Origin of the sequence: Streptomyces sp. NPDC053076, from assembly GCF_044546845.1 — a bacterium.
GTDB lineage: Bacteria > Actinomycetota > Actinomycetes > Streptomycetales > Streptomycetaceae > Streptomyces.
The window spans coordinates 194500-215731 of the sequence record NZ_JBITZL010000001.1 but is presented as its reverse complement, the minus strand read 5'-3'; the positions used below and the strand labels follow the sequence as shown (position 1 = coordinate 215731).

15 protein-coding genes are annotated in these 21232 nt (G+C 73.8%); 4 read left to right on the top strand and 11 right to left on the bottom strand.

The features are described from left to right. Positions 1-255: 255 nt before the first annotated feature. The 5 genes from ACIGYR_RS00875 to ACIGYR_RS00855 all read right to left on the bottom strand — a co-directional run bounded on the left by ACIGYR_RS00875 (position 256) and on the right by ACIGYR_RS00855 (position 8678). A complete protein-coding gene (locus ACIGYR_RS00875; protein ID WP_399605412.1) occupies positions 256-1578 on the bottom strand; it encodes an ABC transporter substrate-binding protein in 1323 nt (440 codons plus the stop codon). Next, positions 1575-2693, bottom strand: a complete 1119-nt coding sequence (locus ACIGYR_RS00870) for a hypothetical protein (protein WP_399605414.1) — start codon at positions 2691-2693, stop codon at positions 1575-1577. The genes ACIGYR_RS00875 and ACIGYR_RS00870 overlap by 4 nt, the downstream gene beginning before the upstream one ends. A gap of 227 nt (positions 2694-2920) precedes the next feature. Next, entirely contained in the window at positions 2921-4717 is a 1797-nt protein-coding gene (locus ACIGYR_RS00865) for a VWA domain-containing protein (RefSeq protein WP_399605415.1), read from the bottom strand. 29 nt (positions 4718-4746) lie between these two features. Then, positions 4747-6996: a tetratricopeptide repeat protein gene (locus ACIGYR_RS00860; protein WP_399605417.1), complete on the bottom strand. Its 2250-nt coding sequence runs from the start codon at positions 6994-6996 to the stop codon at positions 4747-4749. Beyond that, entirely contained in the window at positions 6993-8678 is a 1686-nt protein-coding gene (locus ACIGYR_RS00855) for a trypsin-like peptidase domain-containing protein (RefSeq protein WP_399605419.1), read from the bottom strand. The genes ACIGYR_RS00860 and ACIGYR_RS00855 overlap by 4 nt, the downstream gene beginning before the upstream one ends. A gap of 508 nt (positions 8679-9186) precedes the next feature. Between ACIGYR_RS00855 and ACIGYR_RS00850 the strand changes: the two genes are divergently transcribed. After that, positions 9187-9954 carry a polysaccharide deacetylase family protein gene (locus ACIGYR_RS00850; RefSeq protein ID WP_399605738.1) on the top strand — a complete coding sequence of 256 codons (768 nt, stop codon included), beginning with the start codon at positions 9187-9189 and terminating at the stop codon, positions 9952-9954. A 94-nt stretch (positions 9955-10048) separates the two neighbouring features. Next, positions 10049-10489, top strand: a complete 441-nt coding sequence (locus ACIGYR_RS00845; protein WP_399605421.1) for an SRPBCC family protein — start codon at positions 10049-10051, stop codon at positions 10487-10489. Positions 10490-10505: 16 nt separating this feature from the next. Here the strand turns inward: ACIGYR_RS00845 and ACIGYR_RS00840 are convergent, their stop codons facing one another. The 6 genes from ACIGYR_RS00840 to ACIGYR_RS00815 all read right to left on the bottom strand — a co-directional run bounded on the left by ACIGYR_RS00840 (position 10506) and on the right by ACIGYR_RS00815 (position 17923). Beyond that, on the bottom strand, positions 10506-11144 hold the full coding sequence (locus ACIGYR_RS00840; protein ID WP_399605423.1) for a LysE family translocator: 639 nt from the start codon (positions 11142-11144) through the stop codon (positions 10506-10508). 55 nt (positions 11145-11199) lie between these two features. Beyond that, a complete protein-coding gene (locus ACIGYR_RS00835; RefSeq protein WP_399605425.1) occupies positions 11200-12351 on the bottom strand; it encodes an XdhC family protein in 1152 nt (383 codons plus the stop codon). 43 nt (positions 12352-12394) lie between these two features. Beyond that, positions 12395-13852 (bottom strand): NCS2 family permease, encoded by a 1458-nt coding sequence (locus ACIGYR_RS00830; protein WP_399605427.1) that lies wholly within the window; start codon positions 13850-13852, stop codon positions 12395-12397. 210 nt (positions 13853-14062) lie between these two features. Then, entirely contained in the window at positions 14063-16447 is a 2385-nt protein-coding gene (locus tag ACIGYR_RS00825; RefSeq protein WP_399605428.1) for a xanthine dehydrogenase family protein molybdopterin-binding subunit, read from the bottom strand. 1 nt (position 16448) lies between these two features. Beyond that, positions 16449-17030, bottom strand: coding sequence for a (2Fe-2S)-binding protein (locus ACIGYR_RS00820; RefSeq protein ID WP_399605430.1), 582 nt, complete (start codon positions 17028-17030; stop codon positions 16449-16451). After that, positions 17030-17923 carry an FAD binding domain-containing protein gene (locus ACIGYR_RS00815; protein ID WP_399605431.1) on the bottom strand — a complete coding sequence of 298 codons (894 nt, stop codon included), beginning with the start codon at positions 17921-17923 and terminating at the stop codon, positions 17030-17032. The genes ACIGYR_RS00820 and ACIGYR_RS00815 overlap by 1 nt, the downstream gene beginning before the upstream one ends. Before the next feature lie 347 nt (positions 17924-18270). On the opposite strand from ACIGYR_RS00815, the gene ACIGYR_RS00810 reads away from it, so the two are divergent. Both ACIGYR_RS00810 and ACIGYR_RS00805 read left to right on the top strand, forming a co-directional pair. Beyond that, a complete protein-coding gene (locus tag ACIGYR_RS00810) occupies positions 18271-19944 on the top strand; it encodes a PucR family transcriptional regulator (RefSeq protein WP_399605433.1) in 1674 nt (557 codons plus the stop codon). Positions 19945-20096: 152 nt separating this feature from the next. Continuing rightward, positions 20097-20876, top strand: a complete 780-nt coding sequence (locus tag ACIGYR_RS00805; protein WP_399605434.1) for a hypothetical protein — start codon at positions 20097-20099, stop codon at positions 20874-20876. Positions 20877-21232: the final 356 nt, after the last annotated feature.

Genomic DNA, 21232 nt, shown 5'->3' with positions numbered 1-21232 from the left:
GCCCCGGGTGGGGGGGGGGGGGTGCGGCCAGCGTGCGTGTGGCTGCGCCGGGGCCCCCCCCCCCCGCCCCGGGGGGGGGGGCGGGGGGGGGGGGCGCCCCCCCCCCCCCCCCCCCCCCCCCCCCCCGATCCACTGCCGGGAACGGCGAAACGGCCCCGCCGACACGCTCGCCCCGCCACGCTCCGCCCCGCCCCGCCCCAACCGTCGTACGACGTCCCCGACCGGCGCACGGTCGGCCGGGCCGCACGGGCACGCTCACGGTGACGCGCGATCGCACACCGACGGCAGCCAGGTCAGATCCCGGCTGTCGCTGAGAGTGTCCAGGGACCGCAGCAGGTCGTCCAAGTGGGCGGGGTCGGCGAGGAATTCGATCGTCGCCTCGGCGAACGCGTCGCGTACCGCGGGCGGCATGGCGTCGGAGGCGTCGAAGCAGTGCGTGGTCCGCTCGTCGCGGAGGGCGCGGGCGAGCGAGCGGTGCCAGGTGGAGCCGGCGTCGCCGGGGGCGGGCTCGGCGTCGGCGCGGACGGAGAAGCCGGACTCCTGCGCGGTCCAGGCGCGTTGGGCGTCGGCCGAGGCCAGGTGGCGGATCAGCTTCTTCGCCTGCGGGGTGCCGTGCAGCAGCGCGACCAGGTCGCCGGAGACCTCCCAGGCGCGGGTGGTGGGGGCTCCGAAGATCAGCTGGGCGGAGGGTTCGTAGCGGCCGTCGACGTGCTGCCAGGCGGGCCGGTTGCGGATGAACGACGCCTGGTGCTCCAGTGTGCAGCCGCGCGGGGTCGCGGCGACCGGAGACGACGCCGACCGGTAAGGGGTCTTCAGGGCCCGCCGTACCCGGTCCTCGTCACCGCCGGCGCCGACCAGGTCGCGCCAGGTGGTCCACGCGCCCTTCACCTGCTTCGACCGCCAGGGCAGAGCACCGCGCGCCCACTGTGTGTAGACCTCCGGGCCGTACCGCTGGAGCAGGATGTCCTCGATCCAGTCGGTGCCGGGCCAGCCGCTGGTCGCGCCGGAGCCCATGCCGAGGCACCACTGGGCAGGATCGTGTACCGCCCGGCGGCGCTGCTGTTCGCCGACGTCGGCCGGATACCAGACGATGCTCTTCAGGTCGGCTTTGAGCGGGAACCAGTACACGTGCCCGTCCGCCAGCGGCGTGGCCCAGGACGTGCCGAAGTCGTCGCGGTCCACGAGGCCGTCGAGGGGGACGAGGTGCTTCTGGCGGGCGTACTCGGCGAGTTCGCCGGGGCCGGTGAGCACCACCACGTCGGGCGGTGTCCCCGCCTCCACGTCGGCGCCGAGCACCTGGCTCTCGGCATTGCTGCCCTGGTAGTCGACGTGGATGTGGTACTTCCGCTCGAACGGCTCGATGACCGCCTCGCGGAAGTTCTTCTCGTCCTCGCCGGTCCAGTTGGCCAGCAGGGTCACGGTCGGCTCCCGCCCGAGGGCGCGTACGCCCACCACGACGGCCGCCGCCAGGAGGGCCAGGCAGCTCGCCACCACGGTGACGGTGCGGACCAGGCGGCGGGAGGGGCGGGGCCGGGTGCCGGGGGCGGCCGTCGCGGGGCCGCCGGCGTGCGCGCTCACCGGGACCTGAACCGGTAGTCGTCGATGTGCCGCCGCAGGCCCGTCTCGGCCAGTGCCATGAGCAGGACGCCTCCTATCAGGATCCACACCGCCGCTGCCGCGCGGAAGCCGGTGCCGGCCAGGTACGAGGCGGTGTACCGCCCCGCGTCGGGTATCTGCCGCCCGGGCAGCGGGCGGTCGAGCAGGGTACGGGCGTCCGCCATCCCCTGATGGGTCCACACCGTGAACAGCACGGCGGTGCCGACACCGGCGAGCGACAGGACGACCGCGGCGAGGAGTTGGCGGTTGTAACGACGCCGGAAGCGGTGCCGGAGGAAACGCTGGGTCTCCAGCAGCGCCGCGGCGAGGACGAGGGTGAGCAGCAGGGTCGTGCTCCAGGCGAGCCACAGCAGCGGGCCGAACGAGGTCTGCCGGTGCACCGCGGCACGTTGCTGTCGTTGCAGGGCCTTGAGCCGGGCCTGTATCCCGGAGCCCTTCTCCACCAGGATGCTGGTGGCGTAGCTGAGGTACGCCTCGCGCAGCACGCTTCCGTCGGGTTGGAGCTGGGACTGCTGGACCTTGACGGAGTAGACGGTGATCAGCCCGGCGACCGTCTGCAGGGCCTGGCGGTCCGCCGCTCCGCCGATGTCGTCGGCCGCGGCGGCGGCCAGACTCTGCGCGGCGACCGAGATCTGCTTCTGGAAGTCACTCGTCGGCGCCGGCGCGCCGGCGTCCCGCTGGGCCTGGCCGAGCGCGTACAGCGCGGTGTCGAGGGACAGGACGGCCGGGGCGCTGGAGGTGCGCAGCGGGTTCGCGTCGCCGTGCACGCCCTGGTACGACACGAAGAGGGACAGCGTGAGCAGGGCCGACAGGGCCAGCAGCAGGCGGTGGCGGACGGCGAGGTCGTGCGCGGTCGTGCTCTCGCCCTCCGGGGGGCGCCGCCCGGCACCGGCGACGCGGGTGAGCAGGCCGGCGGGGGGACCGGGGGGCCGCGGCCCACGACGGTCGGCCGGTCGCGCCCGCCGAGGCGGGGCGGAAGGCGGCCCCGTGGTCGTCCCGGTGGCGCTGCCGGCACCGGGACGGGCAGGGGCTGCCGCACCGCCGGCCGCCCCCGTCCAGGTGCCCGCCCCGGGCACCCCGCCTCCGCCGGCGCCCGGTCCGGGCTGCGCGCCTCCGCGGGCCCCCGGCCCCGGGGTGGCACCTCTCCCGGCGCCCGCCCCGGACATCGCACGGCCGCCGGCCCCCGCCCCGGGCTGCGCGCCTCCGCCGGCGCCCGGTCCCCGGGTGGCACCGCTGCCGGCCCCCGCCCCGGACATCCCACCTCCGCGGCCACCCGGTCCCGGGGTGGCACCTCTGCCGGTGTTCATGCGGACGCCCCCCTCAGCAGCCGCCCGCATTCGCCCCCGCAGTAGACGGAGTCGGCAGGACCGAGCCACCTGCAGTGGGGACACTCGACGAGCCCGTCGGAGCGCACCGGAAGGCCGGAACCGGCGGCACCCGACGGCCCGGCAGCGCCCGACGGCCCCGGCGCACCGGCACCCGATGGGCCGGATGGGCCGGATGGGCCGGCGCCCCATGGGAGGCGCGCACCGGCGTCCGGCGGGCCGGAAGTACCCGCCCCGGGCGGTACGGACGCTCCGCCACCGGCCCGGTGCGGTACGGGCGCTCCGGTACCCGCCCGGTGCGGTACGGGCGCACCGGCACCGGCGCCCTCCCCGGCCGGTACGGGCGTACCGGCCCCCGCCGGGGCGGCGGCCCCGTCACCGGCGGCGGCCCCCGCCCCTCCAGGGCCCCCGGCCGTCGGCTGTTCCGGCGGTGTCGTCAGGGCGCTGGAGAGGATCAGGTGCTGCCAGTCGACATCCTTGAGGCCGGAGCGGACCCGCCCGGCGCCCGGGGCGGCCTCGATCAGCCGGAGCGCGCCGAGCAACTGGGCGTCGCCCAGTTCGGCGGCCAGCCCCAGGGCGCGGGCGAGTTCGCGGTCCGCCGTGTCCCGGCCGTCCGCGCCGTGCAGCCAGGCCCGGTATGCCTGGGCGACGGCGGCGCTCGCCTGCTGGTACAGCTCGTGCCGGCGGACCCCGGGATGCTGCCGGGAGGCGTCGAACGGGTTGTCGGTCCAGCGCACCAGGATCGGCCGCGGTGCGGGCAGCCGTACCGGACGCCGTACGTCGGGTACGACGATCTCCACCGCGGCCAGCTGGAGGTCCTCGCCCCTCTCGCGGCCGGCCGGATCGGCGGTCAGGATGACCTGGAAGTGCCGTACCTCGTCGCCCCAGGCGCGGGTGACGTACTCCGCGGCTCGGCCGCCGGGACCGGCCGGGACGGGCTGCAACTCCTGTTCGTTCGGCACCACCTGCTTGACCTGTCGGATCGCCGTGCCCGGGGTGGGGGTGAGCCTGATCCGCAGCTCGGGTACCGACGTGCCGAGCAGCCCGGCCATCAACTCCTGATAGGCGGAGGTCAGTTCGGATTCGTCGCGGACGGCCCCGGCGCGGCCGTGCAGCCGCCGGGTGATCCCCAGCAGCAGTTCGGCGTCCCAGTCGTCGCCGATCCCCCAGGCGTCGCAGACGAACTGGCCCGCGCAGGCGTCGAGAACGGTGTCCAACGGCCGGCTGGAGCGGTGGTCGTGCTCGTTGCGTCCGTCGGTGAGCAGCAGCACGTGCTTGACGGGTGCGGGCTGGTCCTTGAGCAGCCGCCGGGCGAGTTCGAGCCAGGCGCCGATGGCGGTGCCGCCGTCCGCGTCCAGGATACGTACGGCCCGCTCGGCGGCCGCGCGTTCGGCGGGACCGGCGACGGCGAGCACCGGGTGGCCGGGCCCGGGGTGGACCACCGTGGCGTCGAACCGCCCGGACAGCACGGCGAAGGCGGTGCCGTCGGGCAGCATCCGGACCGCCGCGACGGTGGCGTCCTTGGCCGCGTGCAGCTTCGCGGCCGGATGGAGCATCGAGCGGGAGGTGTCGACGATCAGCACCTCCGCGAGCGCGGGCCCGGTGCCGGGCGCGGGCGCGCCGGTGTGCTCCACGCCGTCCGGGCTGCGGACCCCGATCTCCAGGATCGCGTGCATCTCCCGGTCGGTGTGCCGCCCGGCCGCGTCCGGCACGGCGGGCAGGTCCTTCTGCTGACCGACCGCGAGTGTCACCTCGGTCTCCTCGGCCACGGTCATCGTGCCTCTCTCCGGGATCGTGGGTGTGGTCAGAAGGTGGTCACCGGCCGGACCGCGTGGGCCAGGTCGAGCAGCCGGCCGTGCTCCCCGGCGGTGCGGGCCTGCGCGGCCAGTTGCCGGAAGGAGTGCTCCAGCCGGGTGCGCAGGCTGTCCTCGTCCCCGGGGCCGAGGAGGTCACCGGCCGGGAAGTCCGGTCCCCAGCCCTGCGCCGGCCGGCTGTGCAGGGCGTTCTCGCGGACCTCGGCGACCAGCCGGGCCCGGGACTCGCCGTCCGCCGCGCCGCCGTCCAGGCGCAGTCCGGGCAGCCGCCGGGCCGCGTCCCGCAGGCCGGTGGGGGTGGGCGGGCTGCCGTGCAGGACACCGGCGCGGACGCGCACGGCCGCGATGCGCGCGGCGTCGTGGTGCCGGGAGGTGGCGGGGACCTCGTCGAGGACGTGGACGGCGGCGTCCCGGTCGCCGCGGGCCAGGTGGCCGCGGGCAAGACCGAAGGCGGCGGCGGTGTGCGCGAAGTCCCGTTTCCAGACGGCCTCGTAGTACCGCATGGCCCGGGCCGGGCGTCCGCCGCCGGTGTGTTCGGCGCAGTAGCCGAGGGCCAGCTTGGGCACGTACTCGCCGGGCAGGGCCTGGTAGACGGCGTCGAAGCGGGCACCGGCGAGGTCCACCTCACCCTTGCTGAGATGCAGGACGCCGCGGTGCCAGGCGATGCGCCAGTCGTGGGCGGCGGCGCGTTCCCCGAGCTGGGTCTCGGCCTCGGCGAGCCAGCCTTCCGCCGCGTGCTGCTCGCCCTTTCTCAGGTAGGCGCGGCACAGCCACAGCGCGGTCTCGGGGGTGCCGAGGCGGGATTCGCGGGGCCACTGCAGGGCGACCCGGTCGGGGGCGTCGGGCGGGAAGGAGTCCAGCAGCAGGGCGGCGCCGTCGTCGGGGTCGGGGACCGGCTCGGGCAGGGCGCCGGCCACCTCGGCGGCGGACGGCGGGGAGACGTCGAGGCCGGCGGGCCGCTCGTCGGGGCGGCCGGTCCAGTGGTCCAGTGCGGGGATCGCACCGAGTCCGGCGTCGAGGAGGGCGCCGGAGGCACGGAACCGGGTGGAGGCCTCCGGCAGTTGTTCGCCGAACTGAAGTGAGCGGAACTCGCGCAGCACCTCCCAGAGCTGGCGGGACATCTCGGCGGCCGAGCGGAACCGCGCGCGGGGTTCGGCGTGGGTGGCGCGGGCGACGATGCGGCGGAAGGAGTCGGGGGCGAGGCCGCGGGCGGGTTCGGCGCCGCGGGCCAGGGCCTGGAGGGTCATGCCGACGGTGTAGAGGTCACTGTCGACGTGCCAGCCGCGTCGGTCGATCTCCTCCTTGGCCGGGGCGAAGCCGGCCGTGTAGACGTAGGCGGAGGTGCGGTCGCCGATCGCGCGGACGGCGCCCAGGTCGACGACCTTGACGGCCCGGCCGAAGTGGATGACGTTGGAGGGCTTCATGTCGCAGTAGAGCAGCCCGCGTTCGTGCATGTACTGCAGCGCGCCGAGGATCTTGCAGCCGTAGGTGAGGACGTGGTCGAGGCGCGGGCGGCCGTGGAAGATCCGCTCGATGTCGTCGGCGTCGAAGAGCTGTTGCAGCGAGCGTCCGCCGATGTAGTCCATGACCAGGTAGCCGGTGTGGGTGCGGCCGAGGGGCCGGTGTTCGGCGTAGGTGATGATGCGGACGATGTCGGGATGGTGCAGGTCGGTGAGGGAGCGGCGTTCCTCCACGGCGGTGCGGCGGGCGACCGCGTCGTGAACGTTGATCTGCCCCTTGAGGACGACCCGGTGGCCTTCGGCGCGGGTGTCCTCGGCGAGGTGTATCCAGCCGAGGCCGCCGTGCGCGAGGCATCCGAGGACCTTGTAGTGGTCCGCGACGACCTCGCCCCTGACGAGCTGGGGCATCAGCGAGTAGGGCGTGCCGCAGCGGGGGCAGCGGCCGGTGGCGCGGGCGGGCTGGCCGCCGTAGCCCACGCCGATGGTCATGGTGCAGCCGTCGGCGCCGCAGCGACGGCCTCCGGTGGGCAGGACGGGCTCCTCGATGAGCACGTCGTCGGGGACGGCGATCTCGGGCAGGACGACCAGGCCGTGCTGGTCGAGTTCACCGATGCCGGCGACGGCGTGCACGGCCGCCGGGCCGGGGGGCTCCTCGGCGGTGCCGGCCGGGGGCCGGGCCGGGGGGTCGGTGCGCGGCTCGGTGTGCCGGTGGCCGCAGGTGTCGCAGTAGCCGGTGGCCATGATGCGGCCCGCGCAGCCGGGCCGGACGCACGAGGTCATGACGCGCCCTCCTCTCCGTCCGCGGTGGCGGAGCAGAAGCCGACGAACCGCTCGACGGCGGCCTCGGCCCGTTCGATGTCGCAGGGTGTCTGCCGCAGCAGGGACAGGGCTTCCTCGTAGAGCCGGTACGCGGCCATGACCCGGTCGCCGTGCGCGGCGGCCCGTTGCCGGCACAGCGGCCACTCGGCGCCGACGCGGCCGAGGAGTTCCTCGCGGCGGCGCAGCCGGGTGTCGAGCACGCCGATGGCCTCCTCCAGGCGCCGCCGGCGGCGGCCGACGGCGTCCTCGAAGGTGAACAGCAGGTCGGCGCGGCCGGGTTCGCGTTCCTGGCCGGGGGTGTGGGCGACCCAGGCGCGCAGCATCTGGGTGCGCCGGACTCCGGCTTCGGCCCGGTCGAGCAGGGGGCGCGCGCCGGGGCCGGGCAGCACCCGGTCCCGGCGCACGTCGAGCGCCGGGCCCAGCTCCTCGGTGATGCGGTCGAGTTCGGCGTGCAGACGGGTCCAGCGGTCGCGCAGGGGCCGGTGTACGAGGTTCTCGGCGGCCCGGGCGGCGCCCTCGTCGGGGCGGCGGAACGCCAGCAGCAGCCGGGCGCCCTGCCCGGCGAGCCGGTCCAGCAGGCCGAGCAGGGCGTCGGGGTCGGCCGCCTGGTCCACGGCGACCAGCACGGCGGCGAGCGGGACGCGCAGGGTGCCGAGCCGTTCGGGCCGCGGGTCGTCGCGGATGCCGAGGCGTTCGGCGATCCGGTCCATGACCTCCGCGGCTGTCAGCCCCTTGACGTCGAGGGCGAGGTCGTGGGCACCGGCGGGGGGCACGGTCTCCGGCGGGTCGTGGCTGACGGCGCTGGTGTTGCGGTGGGTGCGCAGCTCGCGGTCGGCGAGGGTGACGGCCCGCTGGAGGGTCCAGGAGCGGTCGCCGCGGGCGGGGACGACGGTGACGAGCACGGGCCAGCCCTCGCCGCGGAACCAGGAGGCGAGTTCGGTGGCGAACGGTACGTCGAGCCGGCCGGCGGCGGCGGTGCCGGTGCGCAGCCGCGGGTCTACGGCCTCGGCGCCGTCGGTCCAGGCGGCGACCTGCGGCAGGTGGCTGAGGATGGTCTCGGTCGGGCTCATGTAGCTGAAGGCGGATCCCGGGCCCTCGTCGACGCTGAGGACGATGCCGATGACCTGGTCGGTGGCGTGGTCGACGACGCCGCCGCCGCTGAAGCCGGGGGCGGCGAGTTCGCCGGGGGTGATCGGGCGCAACTGCACCTGGCTGTCCCGGCCACGGGCGGCGACCAGGGTGGCGCCGTGCCAGCGCCCGCCGTCGTCGCCTGCCGGGAAGCCGTACATGCTGACGGGGCCGTGCGGGGCGGCGAGCCGGTAGAGCCGGGTGGTGTGCTCGGCGGGCAGGGGCGCGGCCAGGCGCAGCAGGGCGAGATCGCCGCTGCGGTCGCCGAGGTGCTCGCGCTGGGGCACGTGTTCGTCGGGGCGGACGGTGGCGGCCACGGCGCCGAGGTCGGGAACGCCGACCAGGCGGACGGTGTACGGGTGGCCGGGGTCGACGACATGGCCGGCGGTGAGCACCCGTTCGGGCGCGAGCAGCACGCCCGCGCCGAGGACCCGGCCGTCCGGCGTCTCGATGCGCGCGATCCAGGCCGGTGTGCGTAAGCGCGCCGCCCCGACTCGCTCCCCCGTGCGCGTCATGGTTCCGAGGTTACTCCCCGTACCGGTTCGGTACTACTGGTGTGCACGGGATCGTGGCGGGACGCGGGGGCCGGGGCGCAGGGGTGCGGCGAGCGGCGTCCGCACCGGCGTCCAACCGCCCCCGCAGCACGGTGAGCACCTCGCTGTCGCAGAGTTGCTCGACGTCCTCGCCCAGCAGTCCGGTGAGTTGCTCGAAGTCCTCGCCCAGCAGTCCAGTGAGTTGCTCGTAGTCCTCGCCCAGCGGTCCGGCGCGTGCCCGGCCGCTTCGGCGCGGTCCCGGCCGAACTCCCCGCTCAGCAGTCCGGCGAGCGCCCGGCCGGCTTCGGCGCGCTCCCGGAAGCGCAGGGAGTGGTCCTTCCGCCGGGGCGTTTCCGCCCCTCTCGCAGGGTCGCGGCACCCGCCACCGTCCCCAGAAAATTCGAACACCCGGGCTATACACACAGTGTATAGTCCCGGCATGCCTCCTTTGACCGACACGTTCTCGATGCCGAATCACGCGACCGGGAAGATGCGCGGAACGGCCCGCCGGTTCCGCGCCCGGGGCCTCGCGTCCGCCGCGGCCTGCCTGGCGCTCTCCCTGTCCGGCTGCGCCCAGGCCGACACGACGGCACCGAGCACCGCGCGCGCCGAGGCGGCGCACGGGGCGCCGGCCCGGTTCGGCACCGTCGACTGCCGCGAGGCCAAGTGCATCGCGCTCACCTTCGACGCGGGACCCAGCGAGAACTCCGCGCGGCTGCTCGACATCCTCAAGGAGAAGAGGGTCCCGGCCACCTTCTTCCTGCTCGGCAAGCGGCACATCGAGAAGTACCCGGAGCTGGTCAAGCGGATGGCGGCGGAGGGCCACGAGGTCGCGAGCCACACCTGGGACCACAAGATCCTCACCCGCATATCGGACGCGCAGATACGCGAGGAGCTGAAGCGGCCCAACGACGCCATCGAGCGGCTGACCGGGCGCAAGCCGACGCTGATGCGCCCGCCGCAGGGCCGTACCGACGCCGACGTGCAGGCGATCTCCAAGGAGCTGGGCCTGGCGGAGGTGCTGTGGAGCGTGACCGCCAAGGACTACACGACCGAGGACTCGGCGCTCATCACCAAGCGCGTCCTCGACCAGTCGTCCCGGGACGGGATCATCCTGCTGCACGACATCTACGCCGGGACCGTGCCGGCCGTGCCCGGCATCATCGACGCCCTGAAGGCGCGCGGCTACGTCTTCGTGACGGTCCCGCAGCTGCTGGCGCCCGGCAAGGCCGAGCCCGGCAAGGTGTACCGGCCATGAGCCTGGGCGGCCCGTGGCTCACGGCCGTTGCTCCGGCCAGGTGAGCGGCGGGCGAACGCGCAGGTCCACGCCGTCCGTTCCCTACGATCGTGCGGTGTCCTTCATCTCTTTCGAACGCACCCCGCCGCTCCCGCCCGACGAGACCTGGCGCCGGCTCACTCAGTGGCCCCGCCACGCCGACGCGGTCCCGCTGACCCGGATCAGGGTGCTCACGCCCGCGCCGACCCGCGAGGGCACGCGCTTCGTGGCCCGGTCGGGGGTCGGCCCGCTCAGCCTCGACGACGTCATGGAGGTGACGGTGTGGCGGCCGCCGGCCGACGGCCGGGGCGGCCTGTGCCGGCTGGAGAAACGGGGGCGGGTGATCCTGGGCTGGGCGGAGATCGAGGTCCTGCCGGGGCCCGGGGGCCGTAGCCGGGTGGTGTGGCGGGAGGAACTGCGGATCCGCTTCCTGCCCCGCGCCTTCGACGGCGTACTGCGACGAACGGCCCGCGTCATGTTCGGCCGGGCGGCGAACCGGCTGCTCCGGCGGCCCTGAACCTTGCGACGGCGCCTCAGTCCTTGCGGCCCGTCATGGCGACCGTCACGCCCAGGCCGATCATCGTCAGCCCGCCCGCTCCGCCGACCGCGGCCAGCCGCCGGGGCGAGCGGGCGAACCAGTCCCGGGCGGCCGAGGCGGCCAGCCCCCAGACGCCGTCGGAGACCACCGCGATGGCGTTGAAGACCAGGCCGAGCAGCAGCATCTGCGCCGGGACGTGCCCCTGTTGCCGGTCCACGAACTGGGGCAGCACGGCGGCGAAGAACACCATCGTCTTGGGGTTGGCCACACCGACCGCGAACCCCTCCCAGAGGGTGCGCAGACCGCCGTGCGCCGGGCCCGACTCCGCGAACGCCTCGCGCAGCGAGCCGCGCCGCCGCCACGCCCTGACACCGAGGTGGACGAGGTAGGCGGCGCCCGCGAGTTTCAGGGCGGTGAAGACGAGGACCGAGCGCTCGACGACCGTCCCGACGCCGAGCGACACGGCCACGACGAGCAGGTACGCGCCGAGGGTGTTGCCGACGACCGTGGTCAGCGCGGCGCGGCGGCCGTGGGCCAGGGCCCGCCCGACCACGAACAGCACGCTGGGTCCGGGCACCACGATCAGCAGGAAGGACAGGGCGGCGAAGGCCGCCAGCCGGTCGGGGGACATCATGACCTCATGCAAGACGGGGACGGCACCGTACGGCAACGGCTTTTCCCGGCGCTTCTCAGGCCACCGACCCGATCCGCCTCGCCTGCCGCGCGTTCGTGTCGTGGTGGATGGGGGTGTGCGCACCGGTCAGCGCGACCCCGCTGCCGCCGCGCCGGCCGGCGACGATCTCCGCCGCGATGGACAGCGCCGTCTCCTCCGGCGTACGGGCGCCCAGATCCAGGCCGATCGGGGAGCGCAGCCGGGCCAGCTCCAGTTCGGTGACGCCGACGGCGCGCAGGCGTTCGTTGCGGTCCAGGTGGGTCCGGCGGGAGCCCATCGCGCCGACGTACGCGACCGGCAGCCGCAGGGCCAGCTCGAGCAGGGGTACGTCGAACTTGGCGTCGTGGGTGAGGACGCACAGAACGCTGCGGCCGTCGACCTCGGTGCGCTCCAGGTATGTGTGCGGCCACTCCACGACGATCTCGTCCGCCTCGGGGAAGCGGGTCCTCGTGGCGAACACCGGGCGGGCGTCGCAGACGGTGACGTGGTAGCCGAGGAACTTGCCCATCCGGACCAGCGCCGACGCGAAGTCGATCGCGCCGAAGACGATCATCCGGGGTGCCGGCACCGAGGACTCGACCAGCACCGTGAGCGGGGCGCCGCAGCGCGAGCCCTGTTCGCCGATCTCCAGGGTGCCCGTGCGGCCCGCGTCCAGGAACGCGCCGGCCTCGGCGGCCACCGTGCGGTCCAATTCGGGGTGGGCGCCGAAGCCGCCGTCGTACGACCCGTCGGGACGGACGAGGAGGGCCCGGCCCCGCAGCTGCGCCGGACCCTCGGCGATCCGCGCGACCGCCGCCGCCTCCCCACGAGCGGCGGCGGCCAGCGCGGCCGCGAACACCGGCCGGGCGGGACCGTCCGCCCGGACCGGTGTGACGAGGATGTCGATGATGCCGCCGCAGGTGAGCCCGACGGCGAAGGCATCCTCGTCGCTGTACCCGAAGCGTTCGAGGACGGTCTCCCCGTCCTCGAGCGCCTGCCGGCACAGCTCGTACACGGCCCCCTCCACGCACCCGCCGGAGACCGAGCCGATCGCCGTGCCGCCGGCGTCCACCGCGAGGGCGGCGCCGGGCTGGCGCGGGGCGCTGCCGCCGACGGCCACCACGGTGGCGACGGCGAAGTCACGGCCCTGCTCGACCCACCGGTCGAGTTCCTCGGCGATGTCCAGCATCTGTCGGTCTCCTTGGCGAGTTCGTGGACGAGGGCGGGGGCGGCTAGTGAACGCCGAGCCAGCCCTCGATGGGATGAAGGGCGAAGTAGACGAGGAACACGACCGTCAGGCCCCACATGAAGGCGCCGATCTCGCGGGCCTTGCCCTGGCCCGTCTTGATGGCGACGTAGGAGATGACGCCCGCGGCGACACCGGTGGTGATGGTGTACGTGAACGGCATCAGGACGACGGTCAGGAAGACCGGGATCGCGGTCGCGCGGTCGGCCCAGTCCACGTGCCGGGCGTTCATCAGCATCATGGCGCCGATGACGACCAGGGCGGCGGAGGCGACCTCCTGCGGGACGATCGCGGTGACCGGGGTGAAGAACAGGCAGGCCGCGAAGAACAGACCGGTGACGACCGAGGCGAGACCGGTGCGGGCGCCTTCGCCGACGCCGGTGGCCGACTCGATGAACACCGTCTGGCCGGAGCCGCCCGCCACGCCGCCGATCGCGCCGCCGGCGCCGTCGATGAACAGCGCCTTGGACAGGCCCGGCATCCGGCCCTTGTCGTCGGCCAGGTTGGCCTCGGTGCCGACGCCGATGATGGTGGCCATCGCGTCGAAGAAGCCGGCGAGCACGAGCGTGAAGACGATCATGCCGACGGTCATCGCGCCGACCTCGCCCCAGCCGCCGAACTCGACGTTGCCGAAGAGCGAGAAGTCGGGCATCGAGACGGCGCTGCCGTGCAGTTCGGGTGTGCCGTTGGCCCACTGGTCGGCGTCGATGACGCCGAGGCCGTTGAGGACGGCGGCCACGACGGTGCCGGAGACGATGCCGATGAGGATGGCGCCGGGGATGTTCCGGGCCTGGAGCATGAAGATCAGCAGCAGGGTGCCGGCGAAGAGCAGTACCGGCCAGCCGGCGAGTTCACCGGCGGGGCCGAGGGCGAGCGGGGTCGCCTTGCCCTGGTGCACGAAGCCGGACTTGTAGAAACCGATGAGGGCGATGAACAGGCCGATGCCCATGGTGATGCCGTGCTTGAGCGCGAGCGGGATCGCGTTCATGATCATCTCGCGCAGGCCGGTGACCACCAGCAGCATGATGACCGCGCCGTACATCACGCACATGCCCATGGCCTGCGGCCAGGTCATCTCCGGGGCGACCTGCGAGGACAGGACGCCGGAGACGGAGAGGCCGGCGGCGAGCGCGAGCGGCACCTTGCCGACGAAACCCATCAGCAGCGTGGTGAAGGCCGCCGCGAACGCGGTCGCGGTGATCAGCGCCTTCTGGCCGAGCGTGTCCCCCGCGTGGTCCTTGCCGGACAGGATGAGGGGGTTGAGCAGGAGGATGTAGGCCATCGCCATGAAGGTGGTGATGCCGCCGCGGACCTCTCGCGAGACCGTGGATCCTCTTCTTGATATGTGGAAGTACCGGTCGAGCCAGGACCGCCCGGCGGGGACGCGACTGCCGTCTCCCGCGTCGTCTGCCGCGGTCCTGGGCTCCACTGACTGCTGGGTCATGGGCCATCTCCCAAGGTTCACAGGGGCACCCGTCCAACCGCTCCTGCGGCCACGGGATTTGGGAATGGACGACCCGGGGGACGGCCCGAGGCGTACGAGTTTTCCGGGTACTTCAAGGACCGCGAGCGGTGCGGAACTCAAAGAGGGTTCCTCCGGGCGGCGCGGCGGAGTGTGTGACGTTCCCTGCGCCGCCCGGAGAGCTGTGAGGTGTTACGCGGTCCCCGTGAGGTGCTCGGGCCGTACCGGAGTGCGGTTGAGCTCCAGCCCGGTCGCGTTCCGGATCGCCGCGAGGACGGCCGGGGTGGACGACAGCGTCGGGGCCTCGCCGATGCCGCGCAGCCCGTACGGGGCGTGGTCGTCGGCGAGTTCGAGCACGTCGACCGGGATGGTCGGCGTATCGAGGATGGTCGGGATCAGGTAGTCCGTGAAGGAGGGGTTCCTGACCTTCGCCGTCTTCGGGTCGACGATGATCTCCTCCATCACCGCCACGCCCAGGCCCTGGGTCGTACCGCCCTGGATCTGGCCGATGACGGAGAGCGGGTTGAGCGCCTTGCCGACGTCCTGGGCACAGGCCAGTTCGATGACCTTGACCAGGCCGAGTTCGGTGTCGACCTCGACGACCGCCCGGTGCGCGGCGAAGGAGTACTGGACGTGTCCGTTGCCCTGTCCGGTGCGCAGGTCGAAGGCTTCGGTCGGCCGGTGCCGCCACTCCTCCTCGACCTCCACGGCCTCGCCCTCCAGGACGTCGACCAGGTCGCCGAGGACCTCGCCGCCGTCGGTGACGACCTTGCCGCCCTCCAGCAGGAGTTCGGCCGTCGCCCAGGCCGGGTGGTAGGAGCCGAACTTGCGGCGCCCGATCTCCAGGACCTTCTCGCGGACCAGCTCGCAGGCGTTCTTCACGGCGCCGCCGGTGACGTACGTCTGCCGGGAGGCCGAGGTCGAGCCGGCCGAGCCCACCTGGGTGTCGGCCGGGTGAATGGTCACCTGGGTGACGCCGAGTTCGGTGCGGGCGATCTGCGCGTGGACGGTGACACCGCCCTGGCCGACCTCCGCCATCGCGGTGTGCACGGTGGCGACGGGCTCGCCGCCCACGACCTCCATGCGCACCTTGGCGGTGGAGTAGTCGTCGAAGCCCTCGGAGAAGCCGACGTTCTTGATGCCGACCGCGATGCCGACACCGCGTACGACGCCCTCGCCGTGCGTGGTGTTGGACAGTCCGCCGGGCAGCTGCCGTACGTCGGCGCCCTCGCTGGACTCCCACTGGCGCTCCGGTGGCATCGGCATCGCCTTGACGCGGCGCAGCAGTTCGGCGACCGGGGCCGGGGAGTCGACCGGCTGCCCGGTCGGCATGATGGTCCCCTGCTCCATCGCGTTGAGCTGCCGGAACTCCACCGGGTCCATGCCCAGCTTCTTCGCCAGCTTGTCCATCTGCGCCTCGTAGGCGAAGCACGCCTGGACCGCGCCGAAGCCGCGCATGGCGCCGCAGGGCGGGTTGTTGGAGTAGAGGGCGATGGCCTCGATGTCGACGTCGTCGATGACGTACGGACCGACCGAGAGCGAGGAGGCGTTGCCGACGACCGCCGGGGAGGCGGAGGCGTAGGCGCCGCCGTCCAGGACGATCTTGCACTTCATGTGCGTGAGCTTGCCGTCCTTGGTGGCGCCGTGCTCGTAGTAGAGCTTCGCCGGGTGCCGGTGGACGTGCCCGAAGAAGGACTCGAACCGGTTGTAGACGATCTTGACGGGCTTGCCGGTGCGCAGCGCCAGCAGGCAGGCGTGGATCTGCATCGACAGGTCCTCGCGGCCGCCGAACGCGCCGCCGACGCCGGAGAGCGTCATGCGCACCTTGTCCTCGGGCAGGCCGAGGACGGGCGCGATCTGCCTGAGGTCCGAGTGCAGCCACTGGGTGGCGATGTAGAGGTGGACGCCGCCGTCCTCCTCGGGCACGGCGAGGCCGGACTCCGGTCCGAGGAACGCCTGGTCCTGCATGCCGAAGGTGTACTCGCCCTCGACGATCACGTCGGCCCGCCTGCGGGCCTCCTCCACGTTGCCGCGGACGATCGGCTGCCGGTGCACGATGTTCGGGTGCGGCACGTGGCCGGCGTGGTGGTCGTCGCGGCCCTCGTGGACGAGGATCGCGTCCGGCGCGGTGGCGGATGCCTCGTCGGTGATGACGGGCAGCTCCTTGTACTCCACCTTGATCTTGGCGGCGGCGCGGCGGGCCGTCTCCGGGTGGTCGGCGGCGACGAGCGCGACCGGCTCGCCGTGGTGGCGGACCTTGCCGTGGGCGAGGACCGGGGTGTCCTGGATCTCCAGGCCGTAGTTCTTCACGTCGGTGGGCAGGTCGTCGTACGTCAGGACCGCGTAGACACCGGGCGTGGCGAGGGCCTCGCCGGTGTCGATCGAGAGGATCTCGGCGTGCGCGACCGGGGAACGCAGGATCTGGCCCCAGAGCATGTCCTCGTGCCACATGTCGGACGAGTACGCGAACTCGCCGGTGACCTTGAGGGTGCCGTCCGGGCGGAGCGTGGACTCGCCGATACCGCCCTTGGTCTGCGAGCCCTGCGTGATCTTCGTAGGAGCGCCGTTGGCCGGCATGTCAGACCCCCTCGGACTGGCGGGCGGCCGCCAGGCGGACCGCGTCCATGATCTTCTCGTAGCCCGTGCAGCGGCACAGGTTGCCCGACAGCGCCTCGCGGATGTCCGCGTCGGTCGGGTTCGGGTTGGTCTCCAGCATCTCGTCGGCGGCCACCAGCAGACCGGGGGTGCAGAAGCCGCACTGGACGGCGCCGGCGTCGATGAACGCCTGCTGGATCGGGGCGAGTTCGGTGCCCTCGCCGGTCTGCGAGTCGGTGCCCTTGGCCTGCCATCCCTTGGCCTCGTCCAGCGACGTCCCGCAGGCGCCGGACGCGCAGCCGCCCTCGGCGCGCTGCTTGGCGAAGTCGGCGAGGCCCTCGACGGTGACGACCTCGCGGCCCTCGACCTGGCCGGCCGCGACCAGGCAGGAACACACCGGGACTCCGTCCAGGCGGACCGTGCAGGAGCCGCACTCGCCCTGCTCACAGGCGTTCTTCGAACCCGGCAGGCCGAGGCGCTCGCGCAGGACGTACAGCAGGGACTCGCCCTCCCAGACGTCGTCGGCCTCCTGCGGACGTCCGTTCACGGTGAAGTTGACGCGCATTACGCAGCTCCCTCAGATGCGCGGCGGGTACCGCGGTACGACTCCCAGGTCCAGGTGAGCGTCCGGCGGGCCATGACGCCGACCGCGTGGCGGCGGTAGCTCGCGGTGCCCCGGACGTCGTCGATCGGGTTGCAGGCGCCCGAGCACAGGTCCGCGAACTGCTTGGCGACCGACGGGGTGATGATCTTTCCGTTGTCCCAGAAGCCGCCCTCTTCCAGGGCCGCGTTCAGGAAGTCCTCGGCGGCCTTGGCGCGCACGGGCGTCGGGGCGGCGGAGCCGATGCCGGTCCGGACGGTGCGGGTCTCGGGGTGCAGGGCGAGGCCGAAGGCGCACACGGCGATGACCATGGCGTTGCGGGTGCCGACCTTCGAGTACTGCTGCGGTCCGTCCGCCTTCTTGACGTGCACGGCGCGGATCAGCTCGTCGGGCTGGAGCGCGTTGCGCTTGACGCCCGTGTAGAACTCGTCGATCGGGATCCGCCGGGTGCCGCGGGCCGCGGACTCCACCTCGACCTCGGCGCCGGCGGCGAGGAGGGCGGGGTGGGCGTCACCGGCGGGCGAGGCCGTGCCGAGGTTGCCGCCGACGCCGCCGCGGTTGCGGATCTGCGGGGAGGCGACCGTGTGCGAGGCGAGCGCGAGGCCCGGCAGCTCGGCGCGGAGATCGTGCATGATCTTGGTGTACGGGACGGAGGCGCCCAGCCGTACGCTCTCCTCGCCGACCTCCCATTCGCTGAGCTCGCCGATGCGGTTCAGGTCGAGCAGGTACTCGGGCCGACGGTGGTCGAAGTTGATCTCGACCATCACATCGGTGCCACCCGCAATCGGCACAGCGGTGGGGTGCTCGGCCTTCGCGGCGAGCGCCTCCTCCCAGCTGGCGGGGCGAAGGAAGTCCATGACCGGCCCTCTTCTTCTTCGTCTCGTGGGTCGTGCAGATTGAGCCAATCCGTGTGCGGCGGGCCCGGCTCGTTCATGTCCTGTTAACGCGGAGTGGACTCAGTACACCGCTCTGTACTCCGGCGGGGTCAGTCACCGAAACCATGAAGGAGTTCGCTGGCCAGGCCGAGCATCTTGTAGATTCGTATGAACGGAGGTCATCGGCAACCTCTCCGATTTCCTGGGGAAACGCGGGAAACAGCAGGGAGACCGCGGTCTGCGCACCCAGGCGTCCGGTTCCCGGGTGGTCCCCCTCCATCCCTCCAAGATCCATCGTAGGTTTCGAGACAAAGAACGGCGGCGACGAGATGCGGCTGCGCGCACTGCTGGACACCGACGCGCTGGGCCTGCGGCTGCTCGGCGGCGAGGACGAGCTGGACCGCTCGGTACGCGGGGTCATGACCACCGACCTGCGCGACCCGAGCCGCTACCTCTCCGGCGGCGAGCTGGTGCTGACGGGCCTGGCGTGGCGCCGGGACGCCGACGACTCCGAGCCCTTCGTGCGGATCCTGGTACAGGCCGGGGTGGCGGCCCTCGCGGCCGGCGAGGCCGAGCTGGGCGATGTGCCGGAGGACCTGGTGCTGGCCTGCGTCCGGCACCGGTTGCCGCTGTTCGCGGTGCACGAGTCGGTGGCGTTCGCGACGATCACCGAGCACGTCGTACGGCAGGTCTCCGGCGAGCGCGCCGGAGACCTGGCCGCGGTCGTGGACCGGCACCGGCGGATGATGACCTCCGGTCCGGCGGGCGGCGGCCCGGACGTGGTCCTGGACCTGCTCGGCTCCGACCTGGACCTGCGTGCCTGGGTGCTCTCACCCACCGGCCGGCTGATCGCCGGATCCAAGGTGGGGGCCCCGGCGCTGCCCGCCGACATCTGCGCCCGGCTGGCCGCCGAGCACCTGGCGGCCACCCGCACCGGCCGCCGCGGCCCGCACCGGGTCCTACTGAACGGCACCACGTACTCCCTGTTCCCGGTCCGCTCCTCCGGCCGGTCCCCGCAGGCCGCCCGTGATGTGCGCGAGACGGTCCTGTCGGACTGGCTGCTGGCCGTGGAGGCGGACGCGGGCGACTGGCCCGGGGAGCGCCTGGACCTGCTCCAGGGCGTCACCCAGCTGATCGCCGTCGAACGGGACCGCCGCGACGCCGCCCGCACGGTCCGGCGCCGGCTCGCCCAGGAGGTGCTGGAGCTGGTGCAGACCGGCGCGGCGCCCGCCGAGATCGCCGCCCGCCTCCGGGTGGCGGCGCCGGTGCTGCTGCCCGGCCTCGGGGCGGCCCCGCACTGGCAGGTCGTGGTGGCCCGCGTGGAGTGGGAGGGCGAGCAGATCGAGGGCGGCCCGGTGGCCCAGTCCCTGCTGGAGGAGGTGCTGGTCGATCCGCTGGCGACCGGCCCGGAGCCCTCCGACCGGATAGCCGTCGCGCACACCGGTGACGAGGCGATCGCCCTGGTCCCGCTGCCCGCCGTCTCCGCCGAGCACGACGGCTCGGAGACCGGCCTGCTCGCCGAGTCCCTGCTGCGGTCGGTGCGCGAGCCGCTGTCGGCCGGCCTGGACGACGACGGGCGGCTCACCCTCGGCGTGAGCGCCGCCGTGCACTCGGCGGAGGGCCTGCGCGGCGCCCTGGAGGAGGCCCGGCACGCCCGCCGGGTCGCCGCCGCCCGCACCGGCCGGGTCTGCGCCGCCGGCCACCAGGAGCTGGCCTCGCACGTCCTGCTGCTCCCGTTCGTGCCCGACGACGTCCGCCGCGCCTTCACGGCCCGGCTGCTGGACCCGCTGACGGACTACGACCGCCGGCACCGGGCCGAGCTGATCCCGACCCTGGAGGCGTTCCTCGACTGCGACGGTTCCTGGACCCGCTGCGCCACCCGCCTCCACCTGCACGTCAACACACTGCGCTACCGGGTCGGCAGGATCGAGCAGTTGACGGGACGGGACCTGTCCCGCCTGGAGGACAAGCTGGACTTCTTCCTGGCCCTGCGCATGAGCTGAGGTCAGCGGGGGCGCGCGGTGGCCGAACCCGGTCACCCCCGCGCCCCACTACTTTGTGAAATCTTTCACCCACCCTCTTGGCCAGGCCCCGCGATTGGTGCTGGAATGCGGCCACCACTCAACAGCTCGATGGCGCGCATGGGGAGGGCAACGTGGCGTATACCGCCATGTCTGGTAAGGGAACGACCGATGACGATCCACTCCAGACCGCGGTATGGCGGTTGCGCAGCCGGGCCTGCTGGGCCGACGCGGCGGCCCTGCTACCGCCCGACCGGCCCGCCCCGGCGTTGCAGCGGGCCGCCCTGCTGGTCGAACGGTGTCTGTACACCGAGCGGGGCTGGGAGGAGGCGGAGGACGCGCTGCGTACGGCCGAGGCGGTGGCGCACAGCGACGACGAGCGGGGGGCCGCCGCCTGTGAGCGAGGCCAACTCGCCTACACGGCCACGCTGCACGGCGTCCGGGACCGCGCCGACGAGGCGCGGGCCGCGCTCGGCCGGGCGGCGGCGCTGATCGCTCCGGGGGCGCCCGGCAGGGCCCTGCTGGACTTCCGCCGGGGTCTGATCGCCGAGAACCTGGCCCGCTCCCCGCAGGCGGCTCGCGCCGCGTACCGCCGTGCCCACGCCGGTGCCGCCGCGCATGCCGACCCCCTCCTGCTGTCCTTCACCTGGCGGCACCTCGCCGGACTCTCACTGCGCGACGGGGAGGTGACCGCCGCACGGCACGGCTTCGCCGAATCCCTGCGGATCCGGGAGGAGTTGGGCTACCTGGTGGGTACGGCCCCGGCGCTGGCGTCCCTGGCCGACACGGAGGACGAGCCGGAGGCGTCCCGGCTCCGGGAGGAGGCGCGGCGGCTGTTCCGCCTCCTGGGCGGCGTCCCGACCTGGCTGGCCCGCCAGCTGTCCCCACCGACACCGGGGGCGGCGACGGCGTAGAGGCGGCGTAGGGCCGGGTCGGCGGCGCAGGGCGGCGGGGTCGGCGGCGCAGGGCGGCTGTGTCGGCGGCGCAGGGGCGGACCGCGCGGGTTCGTCGCCGGCCGCGGCCCGGCGGGTGGCTGACCGCGCAGTTCCCCGCGCCCCTTCGGGCGCGCCGAAGTCAACGCCCCTTAAGGGGCGCGAGGAACTGCGCGACCAGCCACCACACACCCGCACCCGCACACACACCCGCACCCGAAAACGGCACACACCCACGGAACACCGCGCACCCTTCAGACGCGCCGGCCGCAAAGCGCCCCGTCAGGGGCGCGGGGAACTGCGCGACCAGCCACCACACACCCGCACCCGCGGCACGC

Excerpts from the sequence above, each read along its gene's own strand:
- ACIGYR_RS00865 (WP_399605415.1), bottom strand. The coding sequence starts at position 4,717 with ATGACCGTGGCCGAGGAGACCGAGGTGACACTCGCGGTCGGTCAGCAG.
- ACIGYR_RS00860 (WP_399605417.1), bottom strand. The coding sequence starts at position 6,996 with ATGACCTCGTGCGTCCGGCCCGGCTGCGCGGGCCGCATCATGGCCACC.
- ACIGYR_RS00855 (WP_399605419.1), bottom strand. The coding sequence starts at position 8,678 with ATGACGCGCACGGGGGAGCGAGTCGGGGCGGCGCGCTTACGCACACCG.
- ACIGYR_RS00850 (WP_399605738.1), top strand. The coding sequence starts at position 9,187 with ATGCGCGGAACGGCCCGCCGGTTCCGCGCCCGGGGCCTCGCGTCCGCC.
- ACIGYR_RS00840 (WP_399605423.1), bottom strand. The coding sequence starts at position 11,144 with ATGATGTCCCCCGACCGGCTGGCGGCCTTCGCCGCCCTGTCCTTCCTG.
- ACIGYR_RS00835 (WP_399605425.1), bottom strand. The coding sequence starts at position 12,351 with ATGCTGGACATCGCCGAGGAACTCGACCGGTGGGTCGAGCAGGGCCGT.
- ACIGYR_RS00830 (WP_399605427.1), bottom strand. The coding sequence starts at position 13,852 with ATGACCCAGCAGTCAGTGGAGCCCAGGACCGCGGCAGACGACGCGGGA.
- ACIGYR_RS00825 (WP_399605428.1), bottom strand. The coding sequence starts at position 16,447 with ATGCCGGCCAACGGCGCTCCTACGAAGATCACGCAGGGCTCGCAGACC.
- ACIGYR_RS00820 (WP_399605430.1), bottom strand. The coding sequence starts at position 17,030 with ATGCGCGTCAACTTCACCGTGAACGGACGTCCGCAGGAGGCCGACGAC.
- ACIGYR_RS00815 (WP_399605431.1), bottom strand. The coding sequence starts at position 17,923 with ATGGACTTCCTTCGCCCCGCCAGCTGGGAGGAGGCGCTCGCCGCGAAG.
- ACIGYR_RS00810 (WP_399605433.1), top strand. The coding sequence starts at position 18,271 with ATGCGGCTGCGCGCACTGCTGGACACCGACGCGCTGGGCCTGCGGCTG.